The organism is Flavobacterium aquicola (genome assembly GCF_003385115.1).
GTDB lineage: Bacteria > Bacteroidota > Bacteroidia > Flavobacteriales > Flavobacteriaceae > Flavobacterium > Flavobacterium aquicola.
In genome coordinates this window covers 1-21,296 of the sequence record NZ_QUNI01000008.1, presented here as the reverse complement: position 1 = coordinate 21,296, position 21,296 = coordinate 1, and the positions used below count along the sequence as shown (strand labels likewise).

At 36.2% G+C, this 21,296-nt stretch carries 18 protein-coding genes, 1 rRNA gene and 1 pseudogene; 3 read left to right on the top strand and 17 right to left on the bottom strand.

All coding sequences use genetic code 11. The features are described 5' to 3' along the window. Positions 1-65 precede the first annotated feature (65 nt). From C8P67_RS14115 to C8P67_RS14085, 7 genes are all read right to left on the bottom strand, one after another. Positions 66-428 (bottom strand): nuclear transport factor 2-like protein, encoded by a 363-nt coding sequence (locus tag C8P67_RS14115; RefSeq protein ID WP_115813814.1) that lies wholly within the window; start codon positions 426-428, stop codon positions 66-68. Positions 429-430: 2 nt separating this feature from the next. Then, positions 431-1,360 carry a UDP-3-O-(3-hydroxymyristoyl)glucosamine N-acyltransferase gene (locus C8P67_RS14110; RefSeq protein ID WP_115813813.1) on the bottom strand — a complete coding sequence of 310 codons (930 nt, stop codon included), beginning with the start codon at positions 1,358-1,360 and terminating at the stop codon, positions 431-433. A 108-nt stretch (positions 1,361-1,468) separates the two neighbouring features. Beyond that, the gene (gene efp / locus C8P67_RS14105; RefSeq protein ID WP_115813962.1) at positions 1,469-2,035 is read right to left on the bottom strand and encodes an elongation factor P; all 567 of its coding nucleotides are present in this window, start codon (positions 2,033-2,035) and stop codon (positions 1,469-1,471) included. Positions 2,036-2,127: 92 nt separating this feature from the next. Continuing rightward, a complete protein-coding gene (gene lpxA, locus C8P67_RS14100; protein WP_100430762.1) occupies positions 2,128-2,913 on the bottom strand; it encodes an acyl-ACP--UDP-N-acetylglucosamine O-acyltransferase in 786 nt (261 codons plus the stop codon). 56 nt (positions 2,914-2,969) lie between these two features. Beyond that, complete coding sequence (locus C8P67_RS14095; protein ID WP_115813961.1) at positions 2,970-4,358, bottom strand: bifunctional UDP-3-O-[3-hydroxymyristoyl] N-acetylglucosamine deacetylase/3-hydroxyacyl-ACP dehydratase; 1,389 nt, start codon at positions 4,356-4,358, stop codon at positions 2,970-2,972. Continuing rightward, on the bottom strand, positions 4,351-5,394 hold the full coding sequence (gene lpxD, locus C8P67_RS14090) for a UDP-3-O-(3-hydroxymyristoyl)glucosamine N-acyltransferase (protein ID WP_115813812.1): 1,044 nt from the start codon (positions 5,392-5,394) through the stop codon (positions 4,351-4,353). Before lpxD ends, C8P67_RS14095 begins: the two co-directional genes overlap by 8 nt. 131 nt (positions 5,395-5,525) lie before the next feature. After that, entirely contained in the window at positions 5,526-6,755 is a 1,230-nt protein-coding gene (locus C8P67_RS14085) for an HD domain-containing protein (RefSeq protein ID WP_115813811.1), read from the bottom strand. 208 nt (positions 6,756-6,963) lie between these two features. Here C8P67_RS14085 and C8P67_RS14080 point away from each other — a divergent pair, with 208 nt between their 5' ends. Further along, a complete protein-coding gene (locus C8P67_RS14080; protein ID WP_115813960.1) occupies positions 6,964-8,421 on the top strand; it encodes an FAD-dependent oxidoreductase in 1,458 nt (485 codons plus the stop codon). A gap of 233 nt (positions 8,422-8,654) precedes the next feature. Here the strand turns inward: C8P67_RS14080 and C8P67_RS14075 are convergent, their stop codons facing one another. The 7 genes from C8P67_RS14075 to C8P67_RS14045 form a co-directional block, all read right to left on the bottom strand. Next, the gene (locus C8P67_RS14075; protein WP_211319916.1) at positions 8,655-9,851 is read right to left on the bottom strand and encodes a Gfo/Idh/MocA family protein; all 1,197 of its coding nucleotides are present in this window, start codon (positions 9,849-9,851) and stop codon (positions 8,655-8,657) included. Further along, a complete protein-coding gene (locus C8P67_RS14070; RefSeq protein ID WP_115813810.1) occupies positions 9,848-11,206 on the bottom strand; it encodes a 3-keto-disaccharide hydrolase in 1,359 nt (452 codons plus the stop codon). Before C8P67_RS14070 ends, C8P67_RS14075 begins: the two co-directional genes overlap by 4 nt. 22 nt (positions 11,207-11,228) lie before the next feature. Next, positions 11,229-12,581 (bottom strand): Gfo/Idh/MocA family protein, encoded by a 1,353-nt coding sequence (locus C8P67_RS14065; protein ID WP_115813809.1) that lies wholly within the window; start codon positions 12,579-12,581, stop codon positions 11,229-11,231. 664 nt (positions 12,582-13,245) lie between these two features. Beyond that, positions 13,246-13,956 carry a HesA/MoeB/ThiF family protein gene (locus tag C8P67_RS14060; protein ID WP_115813808.1) on the bottom strand — a complete coding sequence of 237 codons (711 nt, stop codon included), beginning with the start codon at positions 13,954-13,956 and terminating at the stop codon, positions 13,246-13,248. A gap of 2 nt (positions 13,957-13,958) precedes the next feature. Then, entirely contained in the window at positions 13,959-16,529 is a 2,571-nt protein-coding gene (locus C8P67_RS14055) for a DUF4132 domain-containing protein (RefSeq protein WP_115813807.1), read from the bottom strand. Between the two features lie 3 nt (positions 16,530-16,532). Further along, the gene (locus C8P67_RS14050; protein WP_115813806.1) at positions 16,533-16,922 is read right to left on the bottom strand and encodes a hypothetical protein; all 390 of its coding nucleotides are present in this window, start codon (positions 16,920-16,922) and stop codon (positions 16,533-16,535) included. A gap of 398 nt (positions 16,923-17,320) precedes the next feature. Then, the gene (locus C8P67_RS14045) at positions 17,321-18,394 is read right to left on the bottom strand and encodes a ligand-binding sensor domain-containing protein (protein WP_245980462.1); all 1,074 of its coding nucleotides are present in this window, start codon (positions 18,392-18,394) and stop codon (positions 17,321-17,323) included. A 103-nt stretch (positions 18,395-18,497) separates the two neighbouring features. Between C8P67_RS14045 and C8P67_RS14040 the strand changes: the two genes are divergently transcribed. Next, positions 18,498-19,388 carry a winged helix-turn-helix domain-containing protein gene (locus C8P67_RS14040; RefSeq protein WP_115813805.1) on the top strand — a complete coding sequence of 297 codons (891 nt, stop codon included), beginning with the start codon at positions 18,498-18,500 and terminating at the stop codon, positions 19,386-19,388. Between the two features lie 66 nt (positions 19,389-19,454). Continuing rightward, positions 19,455-19,673, top strand: a pseudogene (locus C8P67_RS14035) (transposase); the annotation flags it as partial. Here C8P67_RS14035 and C8P67_RS14030 read toward each other — a convergent pair. The 3 genes from C8P67_RS14030 to rrf all read right to left on the bottom strand — a co-directional run. After that, positions 19,670-20,605 carry an ISAon1 family transposase gene (locus C8P67_RS14030; RefSeq protein ID WP_245980459.1) on the bottom strand — a complete coding sequence of 312 codons (936 nt, stop codon included), beginning with the start codon at positions 20,603-20,605 and terminating at the stop codon, positions 19,670-19,672. The pseudogene C8P67_RS14035 and the gene C8P67_RS14030 overlap by 4 nt on opposite strands. Before the next feature lie 40 nt (positions 20,606-20,645). Continuing rightward, a complete protein-coding gene (locus tag C8P67_RS22445; RefSeq protein WP_317125457.1) occupies positions 20,646-20,828 on the bottom strand; it encodes an ISAon1 family transposase N-terminal region protein in 183 nt (60 codons plus the stop codon). 377 nt (positions 20,829-21,205) lie between these two features. After that, positions 21,206-21,296, bottom strand: a 5S ribosomal RNA gene (gene rrf, locus C8P67_RS14020); the annotation flags it as partial.

Genomic DNA, 21,296 nt, shown 5'->3' with positions numbered 1-21,296 from the left:
TTTTAAAATTGTTTGGCAAAAGTAAGTGTTTTGCAATTATTTTATACTTTTTATAATAAAAAAAATTACGAAACTTGACTCATTTGAAATCCTCTGTATAATTTATTATCTTTTATTTCCCATATAACCATCATATGTGCCAAAAACATCTCTTCTCTTGGGTTTTCTATTGTTTTTGCAAAATGATCAAAACGAACAGAAACAATATTGCCTTCTTCAACAATATGACTGATTCTGGCTTTTGTACGGACATAAGCTCTGCTTATTTCAGTAGTCATGCTTAATATTTCTTCATAATTCCTTTGAATAAATCCTTTGCTGCTGTTCCAGTCCAAAATACACTCCGGATGTAAATACTCTCTCATTATTTCTGTATTAATGAAAGCATCTGATTTATAAAAGCTTCTTACAATTTCTTTAGCTGACATAATTATTTCAGTTTATTTAAAATTTCAGGAATCTTCTTGATATTTGCTAACTGCTTTAATTTTTCTCTCGATTCTTGTATAGGAGTTCCAAAATAGCTTTTTCCTCCTTCAATTGATTTGGTTACACCTGTCTGGCCCATAATTACAGCATTGGCACCTATCGTAATACCGCTTGTTGTCCCTACCTGCCCCCAGATTGTAACTTCATCTTCAATGATAACGCAGCCTGCAATTCCGGTTTGAGAAGCAATTAAACATTTCTTACCAATAACAGTGTCATGTCCCACATGCACTTGATTATCAATTTTTGTACCTTCTCCAATTGTAGTATCACCTGTTACTCCTTTGTCAATGGTGCAGAGTGCTCCAATTCCAACATTGTTTTTTATTACAACCCTGCCTCCTGAAAGTAACTGATCATAACCTTCAGGTCTTTTTTTGTAATAAAAAGCATCAGCACCAAGTACAGTACCGGAATGGATAATTACATTATCACCAATAACTGTATGATCATAAATGGAAACATTAGCATGGATTAAACAATTTTCTCCAATTACAACATTGTTTCCAATGAAAGCATTTGGCTGAATAACAGTTCCTTTTCCAATTTTTGCAGAAGGAGAAATTGTCGCAGCTGCCTGCTCAAAAGGCTTAAAATGTTTTGTCAGCACATTGAAATCTCTGAAAGGATCAGTAGAAATTAATAACGCCTTACCTTCCGGACAATCTACTTTTTTGTTTATTAAAACAATAGTAGCAACCGAATTTAATGCTTTGTCGTAATATTTTGGGTGGTCTACAAAAACGATATCTCCAGATTCCACTACATGAATTTCGTTCATACCTTGAACAGGGAATGAAGCGTCGCCGACAAATTCACATTCAAGTAAATTTGCTATATGCTGTAGGGAATAAATTTTTGGGAATTTCATGTTTTTAATTAGATAATTTTAAAATGAGTCAATGGGATAATTGGGTAACTTGATAATATGAATTTATAATCGATAATTATCTCATTGACGCATTATCTAATTGATAGTCTATTCTTTTACTCGTTCCATATAAGAACCAGAAGCAGTGTCAATTTTAATTTTGTCTCCTTCATTTATAAACAAAGGAACGTTTACAATTGCACCAGTTTCAACCGTTGCTGGTTTTGTAGCATTTGTAGCAGTATTTCCTTTTAATCCTGGTTCTGTGTAAGTAACTTCTAAAACTACTGATGATGCCATATCTACAGATAATGGTAAATCAGTTTCAGTATTGATTTGAATCATTACATTTTCACCTTCTTTCAATAAATCCGGAGAATCCAAAACATTTCTGTTTAATGTAATTTGTTCAAAAGTTTCAGCATTCATAAAATGGAAATCATCACCTTCTGGATATAAAAATTGGAAAGTATGTGTTTCTACACGTACTGTATCAATTTTATGTCCTGCAGAAAATGTATTGTCTAATACTTTTCCGTTTGTCAAAGATTTTAATTTAGTTCTTACAAAAGCAGGTCCTTTTCCTGGTTTCACATGAAGAAATTCAATGATTTTATAAATATCGTGATTGTGCTTAATGCAAAGACCGTTTTTAATATCTGATGTAGATGCCATTTTTTTTGTTTTATTTAATGTTTTGTTGAATCGTTGAATCGTTAATTTGTTTTCGGCTAAAAGATTAAACAAATTAACGATTGAACTTTTATTTAATAATTTCCTGTGTAACCTTTCATAACACCACGAGATGAATTTCGAATAAAATCTAATATTTCATCACGCTCCGTCGTAGCTTCCATTTCAGCTTCAATAATACCAATTGCCTGAGTGGTATTATAGTTCTTCTGATAAAGAATTCTATAGATATCCTGGATCTCTCTGATTTTTTCAGTTGAAAACCCTCTTCTTCTCAAGCCAATAGAATTGATACCTACGTAAGATAAAGGTTCTTTTGCTGCTTTGGTATAAGGAGGAACATCTTTTCTCAATAAAGAACCTCCTGAGATCATGGCATGATCTCCAACGCTTATAAATTGATGCACTGCAGATAAACCGCCGATAACTGCATAATTACCTATTGTCACGTGGCCTCCAAGTAAGACGCCGTTTACAATAATTGCGTTATCTCCTACGTGACAGTCGTGAGCAATATGTGCAGCTGCCATTATTAAACAATTATTTCCTATAGTGGTCTGTCCTGAAGCTATAGTTCCTCTATTAATAGTAACACATTCTCTAATGGTACAGTTGTCTCCGATTATGGCAAGAGAATCTTCTCCTCCAAATTTTAAATCTTGTGGAACTGCTGCTATTACGGCTCCTGGAAAAATATTGCAGTTTTTGCCAATGCGGGCCCCTTCCATTATAGTAACATTAGAACCTATCCAAGTTCCATCTCCTATAATAACATTGTTATGTATGGTTGTAAAAGGTTCAATTACGACATTTTTGGCGATTTTTGCACCTGGATGAACGTATGCTAACGGTTGATTCATCTACTATTTTTTAAATTGATTAAAGGATTAAAACTTCTTAAAGTTGTAATCAAAATTTATTGCTTTCTAGCAATCTGCGCCATTAATTCAGCTTGCGCCACTAATCGTCCATTTGCATATGCATTTGCCTGCATATGACAGATACCTCTGCGTATAGGGGTAATTAAATCACATTTAAAAATAAGTGTATCTCCAGGCAGTACTTTCTGCTTAAATTTTACATTGTCAATTTTCATGAAAAAAGTCAGGTAATTTTCTGGATCAGGAACTGTGCTTAAAACTAAAATTCCTCCTGTCTGCGCCATTGCTTCAACAATCAGAACTCCTGGCATTACTGGAGCATTAGGAAAGTGTCCAACGAAGAAATTTTCATTCATTGTAACATTTTTCATCCCTACTACATGGCTGTCAGACATTTCTATGATTCTGTCAATCAATAAAAATGGAGGTCTGTGAGGCAGTACAGCCATAATTTTATGGATATCCATCAAAGGTTCTTGGTTCAGATCATAAGTTGGAACATAATTTCTCTGTTCGTTTTTAATGATTTTCGACATTTTTTTTGCAAACTGGGTATTTACAAAATGCCCAGGTTTATTTGCAATAATTTTACCTTGAATTTTTGTTCCAATTAAAGCCAGATCACCAATGACATCTAATAATTTGTGTCTTGCAGCTTCATTTGGATAATGAAGTGTAAGATTATCAAGGATTCCATTTGGTTTTACGGTAATTTCTTCTTTTCCAAAAGCTTTTTTCAGGCTTTCCATTGTAGACTCCGAAATATCTTTGTCCACATAAACAATAGCATTGTTTAAATCCCCGCCTTTAATTAGCCCATTTTCTAACAAAGCTTCTAACTCATGTAAAAAACTAAATGTTCTTGCGTTAGATATTTCAGTTTTAAAATCACTGATAGTTTTTAAAGTTGCATTTTGAGTACCTAATATCTTTGTGCCAAAATCTACCATAGTAGTAACACTGTAGTGATCGCTCGGCATGACCATAATTTCACTTCCCGAAGCTTCATCGATATATGAAATAACTTCTTTTACAACATAAATATTTCGATTTAATTCTTGCTCTATAATACCTGCTTCTTCAATAGCTTCTATGAAAAATTTTGAAGAACCATCCATAATTGGAAGTTCAGAAGCATCTAACTCGATAATAACGTTATCCAGATCTGACCCCATTAAGGCTGCCATAACATGTTCTGGAGTTTGAATTTTGACACCTAATTTTTCTAAATTAGTACCACGCTGTGTATTAACTACGTAATTAGCATCTGCTTCAATAACAGGGTGTCCTTCAAGATCAACACGAACAAAAGTAAAGCCATTGTTTACTGGAGCAGGCTTAAAAGTCATTTTTACTTCTTTTCCTGTATGCAGTCCAACTCCCGTTAACGAAATTTCTGTTTTGATGGTCTTCTGTTTAACCATTGTTTCCATTTTTTTGGTTTAATATTTGTTTTTTTAACTCTTCTATTTCTTTTATGATTTTTGGTAAATTCTTAAAGTGAACATACGACTTACTAAAATCAGAATATCCAAAAGTAGGACTTCCTTGAAGAACTACGTTGTCTTTTATATTGCTTGCAACACCGGATTGTGCCTGAATACGAACATTATTACCAATTGTTAAATGTCCTACAATCCCAACTTGTCCGCCAATCATGCCGTTTTCTCCGACTTTCGTTGAGCCTGCAATTCCTGTCTGAGCCGCTATAACGGTATTTTTGCCTATTTCTACATTATGAGCAATCTGAACCTGATTATCAATTTTTACGCCTGTCCTGATGATAGTTGAACCCAATGTCGCTCTGTCTATAGTTGAATTGGCACCAATATCAACATTATCTTCAATAATTACATTCCCGATCTGCGGAATTTTATTATAGGTTCCATCTTCATTTGGCGCATAACCGAAACCGTCCGCTCCAATAACTGCTCCTGAATGGATAGTACAGTTATTGCCAATTACTGTTTCCGAATAAATTTTGGCACCGGCAAAAATAATTACATTGTTTCCAATTGACGTATTATCACCAATAAAACTTCCGGGATATATTTTTACATTATTACCTAACGTCACATTTTCTCCAACATAGCTAAAACTTCCTAAGTATAAATTTTCGCCATAAACTGCATTTTCGGAAATAAAAGAGGGAGTTTCGATACCGCTTTTATTTAATTTCACCTGATTATAAAATTCCAATAATTTAGAAAATGCTTTATAAGCATCTGCTACTTTTATAAGTGTTGTATCTATCGTTGATTCAGGCACAAAAGAATCATTAACAATTGTAATTGAGGCTTTTGTGGTATATATAAAGTTTGTATATTTTGGATTGGATAGAAAGGTTAGTGAGCCCTCAGTTCCCTCTTCAATCTTGGATAAGCGGGATACTTCAACATTGGGATTACCAACAATCTCTCCTTCTAATATTCCTGCTATTTGTTCAGCTGTAAATTTCATTTTATTGGATTGTATCTTTAAAAGGTATAAGGAAGAACAGACAAAAATTTAGTTCTAACAATATATAATAAAAATAGATTGGCTTGATTCATGGCGACAAAAATATGAAAAATAGGTTTTAAATGTTAATTTTATAGCAGTTGTTTTGGAAAACAAATATAATACTTGGTAACCAGCCTTGATAAAGACTTCAAATTCAGCTGGTCAGATGCCTCTACAACATCTTCAATAGTCGCGTCTTTGTTAAGTATCCGTATGGGTTCTGCAGCTTTGCTATAGGCCTGACTTTTAATTTTTCCTTTGAATATAAAATAATTCGACTCTGCCAAAGTAATTTTATTCTGAATAGAGAAACGTTCTTTTTGTATCTGTAATTCTTCTAACGGGACTTTTTCATTGGTCAGTTTTATTTTTAATAGATCTCTGTTAATAATCATCCTGCTTAACGACGAAAGAATAAAATCATCGTTGCTTTCCCAAGCTTTTAAGGCACTAATAATATCAAAATCATCTAGTTTAGTAAATAATTTTACGGCTTCCTTGTCAAAAGTTTCCAGAGTTATTTTGTTCTGCATAAAAAACAGTAAGGGTGCGCTGCAGGGTAAAACAATTCCTCTTTCGGTTAATTCTTTGGCACGTTTCAGCACTTTGGTCAAAATTAATTCGGCAACAAGACTTGTTTTATGAAGATATACCTGCCAATACATCAGCCTGCGTGACATCAGGAATTTTTCGACTGAGTAAATTCCTTTTTCTTCAATAACTAAAACATCATCAGCAACATTCATCATCTGAATCAGTCGTTCTGAATTGACATTTCCTTCAGAAACTCCAGAATAAAAGCTGTCTCGTTTTAAATAATCCATGCGGTCCATATCAAGCTGGCTCGATATCAGCTGCAGCATAAATTTTCGATGGTATTCTCCTTTAAAAACCTGAATTGCAAGACTTAATTGACCATTAAAAGCAATATTGAGTTCATCCATTAATAATAATGAAATTTCTTCGTGATGAACATCCTCGACAATACTGCTCTCCATCGCATGTGAAAAAGGACCGTGTCCAATATCATGCAGCAATATCGCAATGTATAATGCATTTTCTTCTTCAGTACTGATATTTACTTCCTTAAAGCGCAGGACATCAACTGCTTTCTGCATTAGATGCATACACCCTAAAGCATGATGAAAGCGGGTATGATTAGCTCCTGGATATACCAGATAGGATAATCCCATCTGAGAAATACGTCTTAATCGTTGAAAATAAGGGTGTTGCACCAAATCATAGATTAAAGGATTTGGTATCGTAATAAATCCATAAATAGGATCATTGAATATTTTTAATTTATTTATTTGAGACACAATCAGGTAATTTTTAAGGAAAACAAATATAGTTAAAATAGTATTTAGTAATGAGGGCGGTTTTTTATTATGCTTTAGAAAAGTCTTTTTGGTGTATATGGAAAATAATAAATAGTATTTGAATTGATTTATCTTTTATTTTAAATTTGTGGCGCTGCTACAGTGGCAGAACGCCGAAAATATAATTTTTCATGTAAATATAAAAGAATTGGAAAAAGTGGAAAATGAAATTACCAGCTGGACTATTTGTCACGAATGTCAGGGACGTGGCAAAAAAAGCCGCGGTCTCAGCAGTAAAACGCGTCGCAGTTACCAGAACGAACTTGATCAGTTCGAAAAATCGAAAGGCGAAGGAAAGTTTCCGATTCCGCCAAAAGGACACCTATATACATGTCTAAATTGTTCAGGATCTGGCTTAGTACCTTCAGCGCTCCCTCCTATTGCAGATAAAGAAAACTATCCGCATGTTGCTATTATCGGTGGCGGTATCGGGGGAACGGCTCTGGCTGTGGCTTGTCTTCATCGAGGAATTCCTTTTACTATTTATGAACGCGATAATAATTTTGAAGCTCGATCGCAGGGATACGGACTAACATTGCAGCAGGCTAGCAAAGCTATTGAGGGTTTGGGTATATTTTCTCTGGAAGAAGGAGTGATTTCAACTAGACATGTGGTTCACACTATAGAAGGAAAAGTGATTGGCGAATGGGGAGTTAGAAAATGGCTTCAGTCTGGGGCAAAGCCGTTTCAGAAACGGACAAATGTACATATTGCTCGGCAGTCTTTGCGTTTAGCGCTGCTTGAACAGCTCGGCGGACATGATAAAGTAAATTGGGGACATCAATTAGTAAATATTAGGGAGTCCGATGATAAAAGTATTGATCTGACTTTTCTGGTGAATGGAAAAATAAAAACAACCAAGGCAGATCTTATAGTCGGAGCTGATGGTATTCGCAGTACTGTTCGCAGGCTGCTCATAGGTGATGATAGTACGCCTTTGCGTTATTTAGGCTGCATTGTAATATTAGGTATTTGTCCTTTGAAAGAAATCGAAGATGCAGCTTCTCTATTATTAGACTCAGCCACTGTATTTCAGACAGCCAATGGCAGTGAGCGTATTTATATAATGCCTTATGCTTCAGACTCAGTGATGTGGCAGTTAAGTTTTCCAATGCCTGAAGAAGAAGCCAAAGCATTAAGTAATCAAGGGCCTCAGGCACTTAAGGAAGAAGCTTGCCGAAGAACCCAATGGCACGATCCGATTCCACAGATTCTGGCAGCAACTCTGGAAGCTCAGATCTCTGGTTATCCGGTGTATGACAGAGAGTTACTTGATGCAGAATTACTGGCTAAGATGGAACAGGTAACTTTAATTGGAGATGCAGCTCACCCAATGAGCCCATTTAAAGGACAGGGTGCAAATCAGGCGCTGCTGGATGCGCTCATGCTGGCTCGAGGAATAGTAAAAGGATGCTGGTCTGCAGCTCAATGGAAAAAAGAAGGACTGAGGAAAAGTGTATTAACTGAATTTGAAACAGAAATGTTAGAACGCTCTGCTGTGAAAGTTAAAGATTCTGCAGAAGCGGCACACTTTCTGCACTCCGAAATTGTACTTCATGAGGGCGATGAACCTAGAGGACGTTGTTTAAAGAAAAAGGACATGTAAAAACGAATAATATGCTGTATGGTAGTAGTTTATATAATTATTTAATAATAGGAAATAATTGAATTCTAGCTCCCTCTCCTCTGGAGAGGATTAGAGTGAGGTAAATAAAAACTAAATATTGAAGACAGTATGCTTCTATTTTCCAGACCACAGAAACTTTCTGAATCCCCCTACTCTATTTTTCTTTACCAATTCTAGATATTTTTTAAAAGCTGGTCTTTTTATTTTTCAGTTTACTGGCCATATTCCTTTTTCCACATTTGCTTGTTACCCGAATAAATAGCTTCATTGCACATGGCAACACAAATTGCTGCCTGAGTACCCGTATTAATGTTAGATGCCGGTTCTTTTTTGGTGGTTATTGACTTATAAAATTCTTCTAAGGCATAATTTGTCCCGTCAATGGTGGGAGCATTCAAAATCGGAATCCCTCCGTCTGTATTGACTGCAATTTTTGAAGCACCTGTTACGCCGTCTACAATACCCAGCTCTTTTTTGGCATTTTCTTCGGGATAAAATACCCCTGTATTGGTAAGCAGTGAAACCGAGCCCTTTGTGCCTTTTATTTTAAATAGATAACCGTCATGTGCATTACCGCAGGTAGCGCCAAAATTTCCTATCATCTCTTTTTCTTTGTAACGGAGTATAGCTTGGACATTATCATAAGTTTCACGTCCATCTTTAAATATATCAATGCCGCCCGACCCGATAATTTCATCAGGCTGTGTTTCAAAAGCCCAGTTAATAAAATCGATTTGATGCGAAAGAAGTTCTGCAGCCAGGCCGCCGGAATATTCTTTGTACATTCTCCAGTTAATTTTTCTTTCTAACGACGGATCAGAAACTGTTCTTCGCCAATTGCCATTTCGGTCCCAGCGGCAGTCAATTTGGGACACTTTGCCCAAATAGCCGGATTGTATCATCTCTTTTACCTTAAAATACAAAGGCGAATAGCGGTATTGATATCCCACCTGAAAGACCTGTTTAGAGTGATTCCTTACCAGTTTTCTGAGTTCCAATGCCTCCTCAATATGATAAGTCATAGTTTTTTCTACATACACATGCTTTCCGGCAAGCACAGCATCATTGGCAATTTTAAAATGTTCGCTTAAAGGTGTGGCGATAAAGACCGCATCAATGGTTTTATCATCCAAAATCGCACGATAGTCTTTTATAGCTTTCGCATCGGCCGGAACAAATTTTTCGGCTTCTTTTAGTCTAAAATCCAGCAGATCACAATAGGCAATTATTTTATATTTAGCTGGCATAGATTTAATTACAGACAGCAGGCCTTTGCCACGGTCACCGCAGCCAATCATTGCAATATTGATTATTTCATCGGAAATTAAACCTGCAAAAACTTCACTTCCAATTAATAAACTAGAACCTAAGAGAGCAGTATTTTTAACAAACGAACGGCGGTCCATCATAAGGATTTAATTTTAATAGTTCTAAAATCAACCTTATTGCCATGATCCTGAAGCAGAATATGGCCTTTTTGTGCTTCGCCAAAGTTTTTCCAGTCTTTATATTTGCTGATAGCAACCAATTTTCTAAATTCTTCCGATCCGCGGGTATATTCCAAAACTTTTACCCCGTTTAAATAATGTTCCACTTTATTATTTGGATAAACAATTATGCGGGCATTATTCCAGCTCCCTATTGGACGAAGATAACGGTCTTCTTTTTTCGAAGTTATTAAATCGTATAAAGAGGCCAAAGTACGGTTTCCATCTCTGCCCAGTTTAGCATCGGGATGCAGTTTATCGTCCAAAATCTGATACTCCAAACCAATCGCTGAGCCTGTATTTTTCTCACTTAATGTAACAAAATATTTCACGCCGCTATTAGCACCTGGAGTAAGTTTAAACTCAAACGACATATCAAAAGCAGTATATTCCTCCTTAGTTACAATATCGCCTCCATTGGTAGATTCTGCACCGCCTGATGGCTCGACACTAATGACTCCATTGGCAATTTTCCAGCCATTCACCGGAAATTCAGTTTTATAGGCTCCTGTCCAGCCATTGTTAGTTTTCCCATCAAAAAGCAGTTTGTAACCTTCCTTTTTTTCATATTCTGATAAGGTATTTGGCGTGTAATTTACTGTATAAACCCCTTTTGGGAAAGGTGTCGCTTTTAAATTCTCTGTTTTGATATTGATGTTTTTAAAATATACTTTCTTGCCTTCGTTCTCTAAATTACTGCCGATACTATGTACTTGCAGGCCGATAAAACCCGATTGATCTAAAGTATCGATTACATATGCGGCAGGTACTCCATTAACCCAAGTTTTGGTTTCGTTGCCAATACACTCGATTTTATAGTGATTAAATGCATTTTTTTTGTATAGAGATCTTGCCGAAGGATTTAATTCTAAAGGGTAAAGCCATAATCTCCTTGATTCATCATAAATACCGCCGGTCCAAGCTCTTGGTGTCGGGTCAATTTCCATCTGACGGCCGAAAACTGTTTCTTTGCCTCCATCCGGCTTAATGTGGCTTCTTGTTTGAATACCTGAGTTTGTTGTTTCTCCTTCCAGTTTTACATCAATTTCTAATATGAAATCTCCAAATTCTTTTTCTGTTATTAAAAAGGAATTTGGCGTGTCTTTCACCATAGTGCCGACAATCATTTTATCTTCAATTTTGTATGGTGCTGCACCTCCAACGGCTTTCCAGCCAGTTAAGGTTTTACCATCGAATAAGGGTTTTTCTTTTTGAGCGGCTACTGATAAACTAATTAAAGAAAGAGCTAAAAGGCTGTATTTTTTAATGTATAACATGGTTATGATTTGGTTCAGGTTACTATTTAAATATTTTTCCGTTTGTGATTACTTCTTGCTTTTCCTCATCGAAAAAGGCTTTTGCTCCGGTATGCACTGCAGCATTGGTCATGATATTTGCAACCGAATGAGAATAACCAGCTTCAACAGGTGCGTTTGGAGTTTTGCGGCTGCGCACACATTCCATCCAGTTTCTCATATGTCCCGATGTTAGCAGATCTCCGCCCATACTGGCTCCAGTTGCAGTTTTGATTTCAGTTTTACTGAGATCTAGCTCTGGCAAAAGATTGGATTTCATGCCCATTGCGGAAGCTTCTTTTTCGTGTAAGCCACCTTTTGGCGAAATCTTATTGGTAATCAAATTTAATTCACCGCCATTTGAATAGTATACTTCGCCCACATCCCCTGCGCTATTCTGCATCCGCGAAGTAAAAGTAACCTGAAAACCATCGGAAGAATTGGGTTGTCCGTAATCAAACACAGCGACCATAGAATCCCAGTTTTTACGTCCATCTTTCCATGTATAAATACCGCCATTTGCTACCACGCTGCGAGGGTGTTTAAGATTAGTGAACCAATGTACAGTATCAATCTGATGCGACATCCACTGTCCGGGCATACCCGATGAATAAGGCCAGAACAAACGATACTCTAAATATTTTCTTGGATCGAAACGCTCAAAAGGACGATTTAATAAAAATCGATTCCAGTCGATGTCTTCTTCTTTCAGTTTGGCTACTAAATCTGGCCTGCGCCACCTGCCAGGCTGGTTTACATTCCAGACAAGATCAACAGCAGTAATGGGGCCGAATTTCCCGTCCTGAATAAATTTTGCAGCATTGGCATAATTTTCTCCGCTTCTTCGCTGGGAGCCAATCTGCACTATCTGTCTGCTCGCCTTAACGGCTTTAAACGCAGCTTTGGCATCATCCATTGTCTCCGCAAAAGGCTTTTCTACATAAGCATCACAATTGGCTTTGACAGCCTCAATAGTATGCAGTGCATGCTGGAAATCGGCTGTGCTGATAATAACTGCATCCAGATCTTTTGTAGCATACAGTTCATCATTATTACGGCAGGATTTAATATCATGTCCAAACTTTTCTTTTAAATACGCAGTGCCAAGATCCCGTCGGTAAGTCCATAAATCTGAAAGGCCCACTATATCGAAATTCAGTTCTTTGCTATGGTTGAGAAAACAAGGCAGAAGGGTGTCTCTAAAACGATCCGAAAAGCCAACAATACCAACTCTTACACGGTCATTTGCCCCTATAATTCGGTTATAGCTTTTTGCACTCATGCTGACAGTTCCTGTATAAGCAGCAGCAGTTAATATTGCTGTCTGCTTGATAAATTTTCTTCTGGAATTTTCCATATAGTAAGATGCTGTTAAAGTTTAATTTTTGCTCTAAATTGGGTATGAGTTAAGTAAAGCTTGAATAGATAATCTGTGAATACCCCGATTTCATGTTTTTTAAGGCAATCGCATGCTAATGAGTATTTTGATGTTAAGTTTATAACAATTTTTTAAATTATCAAAATTTTCATGAAGGATAATGCTTTAGAAGAATTCATTTAATGAAAAAAAGTATTTAGAACCAAATCTAAATCAGTATGAAATAAAGATTTCTCCTTATTCAGATTATTCCATTTCTGGTTTTTGGGACAAATTGGTCTTAAAGGGATAAAATATTGTAGTCGCTAATTAAAGGGTGTTTTTATTTAAATTAAGGGGTTGGACATTCGTATTTCGGTCCAATAATACAAAGATGGATTCAAAATATGCAGAGTGCTAATAATACCATTTTAGAAATATAAAACATTCCAATTTTAACTCCTTCTCCATTAAAGAGGGCTGGGATGAGATTAAACAAAAAACTATTTTATATTTCTAAATCATATGATTTTCTCTTTTGACAAGTTCTATTGCATAATTATAGAATGATAAATGTAAATAAAGAGCTTAAATTATTGATTTGTAGATTTTAAAATTAAAACAGAGTTTTGGTTTAGCTAAATGAAAAATTCGTCGGCGTAGATTATTTCTCTATCTTTTTTACCCGCAGAATCTTGGAATTGCAAGTTAACCCATCGAAACAAAAAATAGCACCGTCAAGATTGGATTGCAGTCCTAAAATTATTTTTATTGCTTCATTAGCCTGCTGGCTTCCTATTATGCCGCATATCGTACTGATAACGCCCGATACATTGCAATTGTTTTCAGATTCAAAGATAAGATCTGATTCCCGGAAGATATCGGTTAACCCGATCTGAGAATTTCCATGAAGTATGGTGATATAACCCTGCCACCCTCTTACTGCCCCATAAATAAGCTTTTTATCCAAACCTTTACAGACCTTATCCAAAAGCAGACGTGTAGTAACATTATCCGTGCAGTCACAGATTAAATCATAATCCTTTACAATGCTGACTGCGTTTTCTTCGGTTAATTTAACGTTATGACATCTAATCTGGATGTCAGGATTCTGTTTTGTAAGTACTGCGGACAGTACCTTTGTTTTGAGTTTACCAATATCTGCGGGAGAAAAAGCAAACTGTCGATGAAGGTTGGTTTGCTGTATTACATCAAAGTCAGCAATGCCTAATGTTCCTATTCCCATTGCTGTAAGATAGGTGGCAGCCGGCGTACCCAGCCCCCCTGCTCCAGCAATGAGGATTTTTACTTCACGTAACTTACTTTGCCCGTTCAGACTAAATTCGCTGACAAGATTTTGCTGTAAATACCTCATTATTACCTGTTAATTTGGGACGTAATAGTGCTGTCTGTAATCTTATCATCTGCTGCAAGCAAAAATGCCTTCGATAATATCACCGAAAGACCGTTGTCACCTTCAAATGGTAAGTAAACATTTTCAGTAGTATCTTTTTTACTCCTGTCTGGCACTATACATAAGTATTGATCATTTGGTTCCATCAATATGTTGGTACTGCCAATATGGATTTTATATGTACGGAGTTTTCCTTTTACAACGACAAACTTATCCTGAATGGTAGTTACGCCTGCAATTTTTAGACGTGGAATAAGTCCTGTCAATATTTCTTTTCTGTTTTTTGCAACTTCAGATAAATCACCAAAGGAATACGACTGCCAATAGTCCCTATAAGCCGGAAGCCCTCCCGAATCTTGCCATGTCGGATCATTGCCTACGCTGGCAACCCCAACAAAAAGGTCAACATCGCGTAATGTTTCCGAAAAGGGTACTGCTGGCACATCAATAAGTTCAATGAGTTCATTGGTTTGCGTGTTCATAAAACGAATCTGGTCAGTAGTTACATAATTCCAAATACCAGTATCATTAAAGGCATCATCTGCATTCAGGGAATTAACCCAGTATTCTGCACGTAAATTATATTCAGGCAGTGCAAGACATGCGGTATCCTGATCGCCTCCATCCCAAGAACCAATAAGTCTCGCTGTCCAGTTCCTGCCTTTGGCCAAAGTAACATATTGATGCTGTTTTAAAATATGAGAAGCCATTCGGTTACTATAGGTTCGGGTGTTTATTTCTGCTTCTGTAAGCAGATATATTTCCCTAAAAGCCTGCTTAAACGGCTGTAAAATTGTATTACTGATCAGATAATCTCTCCACTGTTTTACTGCAGCTGTACTGCTTGCAGCAGGATGCCATAAAGAAACTCGGGTGTAGTGGTCAATATTGATTTCTTCTTCATCGGCAGTAAACCATTTATCTTTTACCCTGATAGCTTGTACGGCAGTATCTTCATTGATGAAATTGAAGATAATATTTGCTGTAATCCAGTCTAACAGCCCATGATTGACGTACCTTTCTTTAAAATATTCAAGTTTTATTTCACGATTGCTTCGCAGCATCCTGTCAAATCTGTCCCGTTGGGTTGCTGTTGCCTGGTCAATCTGCTTTTGAATGTCTTTTATTTTTTTCAGCGTAGCAAAATGTTTTTCCTTTACTGCAGCAGGAACTGATTTTTGCTCTTTACCATCCTCTTTTAACCACGATAAAGTTGACTTCCCTATTCCGGTAATTTCCAGGACAGCTGTAAAATTCTCAATGCTCCAAAGCCTTTTCCCTTCTTTTAGTTTAAAATCATCAACAGCGAGATCTTCGATTTCATGAGTAGTGACACCATGCTTTGCTGCCGCTTCTTGTATATAATTTTCAATTATTTTTAAAGTATTGTTCTGTTTAATTTTTAATCTCAATCTTGATAGCTGGCTTATGCCATCCAATCCTTTTGAATTAGCCAATGTATAAAGGCAGGCATTCCCAACACCTGCAGACGCAGGGCCTTTTTGCGGAATCTTTTTAAAACAGCGGTCAGCCAGTCTGCTGATTGTTTGTATGGTTTGCTGGTCATGAAACAGTGAGCACATCCAAACCAGCCCTTTCATAGCTTCAGTATTTAGTCCGCTTAGAAATTCTATTTCAGCATAAACATATTCTCTATTATTGTATGTGCTTCTATGTTCTACGATGGTTTCTTTTAAATCAATAAGAGTTACAAAGAGTTGGTGCGCAGTCTTTTTAAACTTCTCGGCTCCCAATAGGATAATTATATCTTTCGATTCTGATATGTATTTTTTTGATGGCTTACCCCCTGTCGCTTTTTGTGCTTTAGCAATCAGTTCGTACCATAATCTTTTTTCTGCATCTGGCTGTGATTCCAGGATAGCGTTTGCAGGCGGTGTCAGATTATCGCTTCCCAAAAATAATACTGGCCTGATAGAACCTTCTTTATTTTCAAAAAGAAGCTCTTCCACTTTCTCCAGTAATTTTGTATTTTCTTTTTCAAGGTATGTTTTATTGTTCTTTTCCAGTTTTTCTTTTAAAACAAGCAAACCCTTTCGTGCCTCTTCATCTATTGTTTTATCCTTTAATTGTTTTGTAAACTGATTTATAAGGTAAGTTAAACTCCAGTCTTGAAAAGTAAACGTATTGTCTTTATGATTACTGTCGTATATTGTGGTAAGTATTCTATACAGATCAGAACCTCTCACTGTTAGTTTTGACCTAAAGAGCTGCTTTAAATAGGCAAAACAAAGCTGATTTTCTTCGTAAGCTCGGCTGTGAGCACCGCCCCATCTGGCTGTAGCGGTAGCACAGATCCTTTTTATGCAGTAAACTGCAAAATCAATTTTTTCGTTATCTCCCCAGTTTGCCGCGACATCTTTGTAAACGTTTAGGTTGTTGATAGCTGGATCATAAAAATACTTTTCTATTAATATATATTCTTTGTGGGTTTGTTTTATTATTGTATCAAATTTTTCAGAATCGGCACTGGTACTCCCATTTATTACAGCTTTTAGTTTATCAAATATTCCCATAATTTATCCTCCTATCAAGGGTGTTAATTTAACAAACGAAATAGTAGTTTTAGCTTTTAATTCTATTTCTTCTTCGAGAGCGTCTGCTTGGTAATTATCTACCAATATAAAAAAACCATTTTTCTGAAAAGCATCTAAGGCAGCATAAATTTGTTTTTCAGCGTCTATAATCTTTTTTGGTTTAAGTTTATAACCATTTAAAGTTTTCTCAGCTTCCATTGGTTCTACTAAGCCGTTAAAGTACGCTGGCAGCTTTTTGTTATATTCTTCTACTTCTTTCTTTACTCTTTCTGTAATAATATCTTTGACTGTAATTATCTCATTTGAAAAATCAAGTTCGGTTTCGTAAACTGATTTTCCGCTTAATAATTCGTCCTTAATTAGTATTTTCATTTTTCGCTAGTTTAACTGTGACTAATGTACAAAAAGTTTTTAGCAGAAAAAAGCTATAATGTGAAATTACAGTTTTAGAAAATTTAATGGGATGATATCCGTTGATTGACGGGACATGTGTTATAGATAGTGTATGAAAAGAATATGTTTTGTTTCTATTTCAAAATACTATTGAGTACTATTTTTTTTGCATTTTCTGTTATAAAAAAAACTCTTTAATTCCCAAAAGAGTTTTTTTTTTATAAGTTGTCAGGGTTCAAAATCGAATCCCCAGTATCAGTTTTTTTTAATATATAAATGAAAATATTGGGCAGATAGCATGGCTGTTATAAAGCGGTATTAAAGCTTTATCCGTTTAAAGAAGTTTAAAGCATAAGTTAAGACTCAGTATACATTTATTACTTTTGACCGGCAGTACCGCCCTTAAAGTCCGTGATAGTTTTTCCATTATAACGGTATACTCCATCTAACGCCCCAAACCAAATATTTCCTTTGTCATCTTCTAGAATACCAAATATCATTGGCTTATTTGCTATTCTGGTTACCGTTGGTTTCTTAGCAGACAAGGACTTTCCGTCATACAGTGAAAGAACCCATGATTGACTGCTCTCCCCTTCTGAACTCGTCCAGATATTACCCTTTTTGTCTTCATAGATATAGCCGACAAACTTTCTGGTAAAATTGGTAAATGTCTTTCCGTCATAGCGCCAGAGACCATCATTGCCGCCCAGCCAGATATTTCCTTTTTTATCTTTGATTATGGAACGGACATTTGTAAAAGGTTTACCGTCTTTTTTGGTTATAGCAGTAAATGTTTTTCCGTCATAAATAGTGGCGTTACCCCTTGTACCAAGCCAATATCTTCCTGTTTTGTCTTCAATAACAGCATTAATATCATTATGTATCCAATGATTTTCTGGAAGCGGATTTTGGTACACTGAAACATGAACAGAATCACCCTTAGTGACGGGCGGAGCTTCATTTATTTTTAGATTCCGAAAAGATTTGCCATCAAAACGGCTTATACCGCTTTCAGTACCAAACCAGATAATGCCTGATTTATCCTCATATATAGTAGTAACCCGATCATTTGCAAGCCCATCTTTGGTTGTGAAATTTTGAAAAGATTTCCCATCGTAATAATACACCCCTGATCCAATAGAAGCGAACCAAAAATTTCCTTTTTTATCTTCCAAAACGGAAAAGAAACGTGCCGAACTCACTTTACTGGTGACATTACTAAATGATTTCCCATCGTATTTAAAAACACCCTCCCATGAAGTAATCCAGATACTGCCTTTTCGATCCTGCTTGATGGTACGAACAATGCCGTTTGGACCTCGAGAAGTAGACATATCCTTAATTTCGACACTATGGGAAGTGCCTTTTTTTTGTTGGCTTTGCAAGGGAAAATTGACAACTCCTGCCAGCATAAAAAGCACGCTGTACAAAACATTTTTTTTATTTTTCATATCTTATTTAAATTGGTTCAGCGAATTTACTTTGATATTTTTCGGATTGAGAGATTGGGATTGTAAATAAAAATGTAAACTTTGTAAATAAAAACTTGACACTATGCTTAATAGCCGAAATCTCTTGGATGGGAAGAGCAAATACCTCTTTGGATTCATGCTATTTTTATTTATTTCTGTAATCTGCCTAGCTTTCAGAGAGAATAGCGGTAATGATTTTGATCTCGCCAGAAGGGAAGTTTTACTCCGCAGGATCGGGCATGAGATACTGCTGCAGTCTGGCGACAGTACATCAAGGGTGCTTCCGGTAAAAAAAATCGGCGAAAACGAATACCAGATCAGGTTTGAGAATGATCTGACTTTCGAGCCTGGCTCTTTAATGAACGCTGTACGGAGTTTATTAGCCAAAGATCCTCTCGTAAATGATTACATTGTTAACGTTCTGAACTGTAGCAATGCCAGCGTAGTCTATGCATTCGCTGTCTCAAAAAATAGAAAAGATGATATTGTTGCTTGTATCGGCAGAAAACAGTCCATCGCATGTTATATGATTAACATTAAATTCAAACCGAATGTTTTGAGTGCAGTAAAGAGTGAATATTTCTTGGGCGGTCTGTCATTTTTAGCATTTATTGGTTTTGTTTTTTTGAGATCTGCTAAGCCAAAAATAGCTTTACCTGTCGGTGAGAATGCTAATATGTTTACTTTGGGCTCGGTGCTGTTTGATGCTGAGAATCAGAAGCTCATAATAAACGGAAATACAATAGACCTGACAGGAACGGAAACCCGTGTTTTGCTCATTTTTGCATTGTCACCCAACGAGACAATAGAAAGAAGCCACCTGCAAAAAGAGATATGGGAGGACGAAGGTGTTATTGTGGGACGCAGTCTGGATATGTTCATATCAAAACTTAGGAAAAAATTAGAACAAGATCCGAATATAAAAATTGTTGTTATACGTGGTAAAGGATATAAGCTTAACATCAGCTCTTAGCAAGAGGCTGTTGTCTTTAAACTTTTAATAGCTGATAAACTAAGTTCCAGCTAATGGCTTTATAAATCACGTGAAAAATGGACTGATACCCAAAGAGAAAGAGCACAAATGATATTTGAATCATATCCCGATATAAAGACAGCATATAATCTAAACCAACAGCTCAGAAGCATTTATAATAACCACAATAGCAAACATATCGCCATGACTAAATTGGCACATTGGTATAGAACTGTAGAAGAGTCAGGTTTTAAAAACGGATCAGGATCAAAAGTTGGGGATTAAGCAAAAAGATTGGATAATCTGAATAGGAAGAAATCTATTTTTCGTACTCCTCTAAATTGGCTTCTAAGAGCTCTTATTTTTGCATTGAAAGATTCTGCCGAAGCATTAGTACTTCTGTTATCAAAATAATTTAGGATTGATTGATAATTAATGGTTATAGTATTTAGAAGAATATTAAAGTTTTTAAAACCTGACTCTTCTACAGTTCTATACCAATGTGCCAATTTAGTCATGGCGATATGTTTGCTATTGTGGTTATTATAAATGCTTCTGAGCTGTTGGTTTAGATTATATGCTGTCTTTATATCGGGATATGATTCAAATATCATTTGTGCTCTTTCTCTTTGGGTATCAGTCCATTTTTCACGTGATTTATAAAGCAAATATCTGCTTCTGGCTAATAACTGTTTTACAGAATCTCCATTAGGTAAAAGATCTGGGATGTATACTTTGTTGTGTGATTTAGCTTGTATGATTAGTTGGTTCTCCCTGTCCATAGCTTCCCATCGGTATTTGATTCTGATTTCCTGCAATGCTTCTGATGCTAATTTTTGAACATGGAATCTGTCAGTTACCTGTATTGCTTTTGGGAAGCATCTTTTTGCAATGAGCTTCATGGAATTTGCCATATCTAGGGTTATCTCGATGACACGGTGCCTGAGTTTGTGATCTATTTTAGAGATATGTTCAATGACTTGTTCTGCTTTGGTTCCCGCAACAATTGCCACCAGCGAACCCTTTTTACCTTTTGCTTCCTTGTTGGTCACAATAGTATAAAGTTCTCCTTGTGACAGAGCTACTTCATCAATGGATAAATGCGATCCTATATTTTGAGGATAAACAATCCATTGATGTGCATGTTCGCGTGGAGTCCAAGTATTAAAAGAGCTCAGGTGTTTTTTATATTGTCTTTGAAGTTTTTTGCCACCCACTCCGAAGAAGCTTCCAATGGTATTGCAGTCGATAGCTGTATTATCTATTAATTTCTTTTAAAAAACCCGCAAACTCTTGAGTCATGCGGGTTCCTTTAGCAACTAATGTCCAGTCTCTTTTTATTATTTCACCGCTGGTTTTATTAGTCCAACGGCGTCTTTTGATATGCAGGTACACAAATTTACCTCTTAAAGGAAAGTCTTGAATGGCAATCTCGTCCAAAAAGCCTTTTGAAACTAATTCTACAGAAGCAAATTCTTTGGGAGCACTGGCTTTTCTTCAAAATACAGATGCATATTCTCTTCTGAATTTTTGAACGAAGTCAGCTTGAAATTTTCAATCAGAAACTCAGGCAGTATTAATTTCAACAATTCTATATATGATTCCAAAATCTATTTGTTTTTCTGCAAATATCGGAGTTTTAATTATTCCTCCCCCAGATTTTGTTCTTGACCCATTTTAACTCTTCGAAAACGATATATTATAAATAAAGGCAAAAAAGCACCTGTTTTAGGGCAATATGTAATATGTTTTTTTTGATAAAACGAACCAACAGGAAACAAAAAACCCTGTTTCGTTATGAAACAGGGTTTTATAAAGAAAGGCAGCGACATACTCTCCCACATAACTGCAGTACCATCTGCGCAGGCGGGCTTAACTACTCTGTTCGGGATGGGAAGAGGTGAGCCC

Excerpts from the sequence above, each read along its gene's own strand:
- C8P67_RS14115 (WP_115813814.1), bottom strand. The coding sequence starts at position 428 with ATGTCAGCTAAAGAAATTGTAAGAAGCTTTTATAAATCAGATGCTTTC.
- C8P67_RS14110 (WP_115813813.1), bottom strand. The coding sequence starts at position 1,360 with ATGAAATTCCCAAAAATTTATTCCCTACAGCATATAGCAAATTTACTT.
- efp (WP_115813962.1), bottom strand. The coding sequence starts at position 2,035 with ATGGCATCTACATCAGATATTAAAAACGGTCTTTGCATTAAGCACAAT.
- lpxA (WP_100430762.1), bottom strand. The coding sequence starts at position 2,913 with ATGAATCAACCGTTAGCATACGTTCATCCAGGTGCAAAAATCGCCAAA.
- C8P67_RS14095 (WP_115813961.1), bottom strand. The coding sequence starts at position 4,358 with ATGGTTAAACAGAAGACCATCAAAACAGAAATTTCGTTAACGGGAGTT.
- lpxD (WP_115813812.1), bottom strand. The coding sequence starts at position 5,394 with ATGAAATTTACAGCTGAACAAATAGCAGGAATATTAGAAGGAGAGATT.
- C8P67_RS14075 (WP_211319916.1), bottom strand. The coding sequence starts at position 9,851 with ATGATGGACCGCCGTTCGTTTGTTAAAAATACTGCTCTCTTAGGTTCT.
- C8P67_RS14070 (WP_115813810.1), bottom strand. The coding sequence starts at position 11,206 with ATGTTATACATTAAAAAATACAGCCTTTTAGCTCTTTCTTTAATTAGT.
- C8P67_RS14065 (WP_115813809.1), bottom strand. The coding sequence starts at position 12,581 with ATGGAAAATTCCAGAAGAAAATTTATCAAGCAGACAGCAATATTAACT.
- C8P67_RS14060 (WP_115813808.1), bottom strand. The coding sequence starts at position 13,956 with ATGAGGTATTTACAGCAAAATCTTGTCAGCGAATTTAGTCTGAACGGG.
- C8P67_RS14055 (WP_115813807.1), bottom strand. The coding sequence starts at position 16,529 with ATGGGAATATTTGATAAACTAAAAGCTGTAATAAATGGGAGTACCAGT.
- C8P67_RS14050 (WP_115813806.1), bottom strand. The coding sequence starts at position 16,922 with ATGAAAATACTAATTAAGGACGAATTATTAAGCGGAAAATCAGTTTAC.
- C8P67_RS14045 (WP_245980462.1), bottom strand. The coding sequence starts at position 18,394 with ATGAAAAATAAAAAAAATGTTTTGTACAGCGTGCTTTTTATGCTGGCA.
- C8P67_RS14040 (WP_115813805.1), top strand. The coding sequence starts at position 18,498 with ATGCTTAATAGCCGAAATCTCTTGGATGGGAAGAGCAAATACCTCTTT.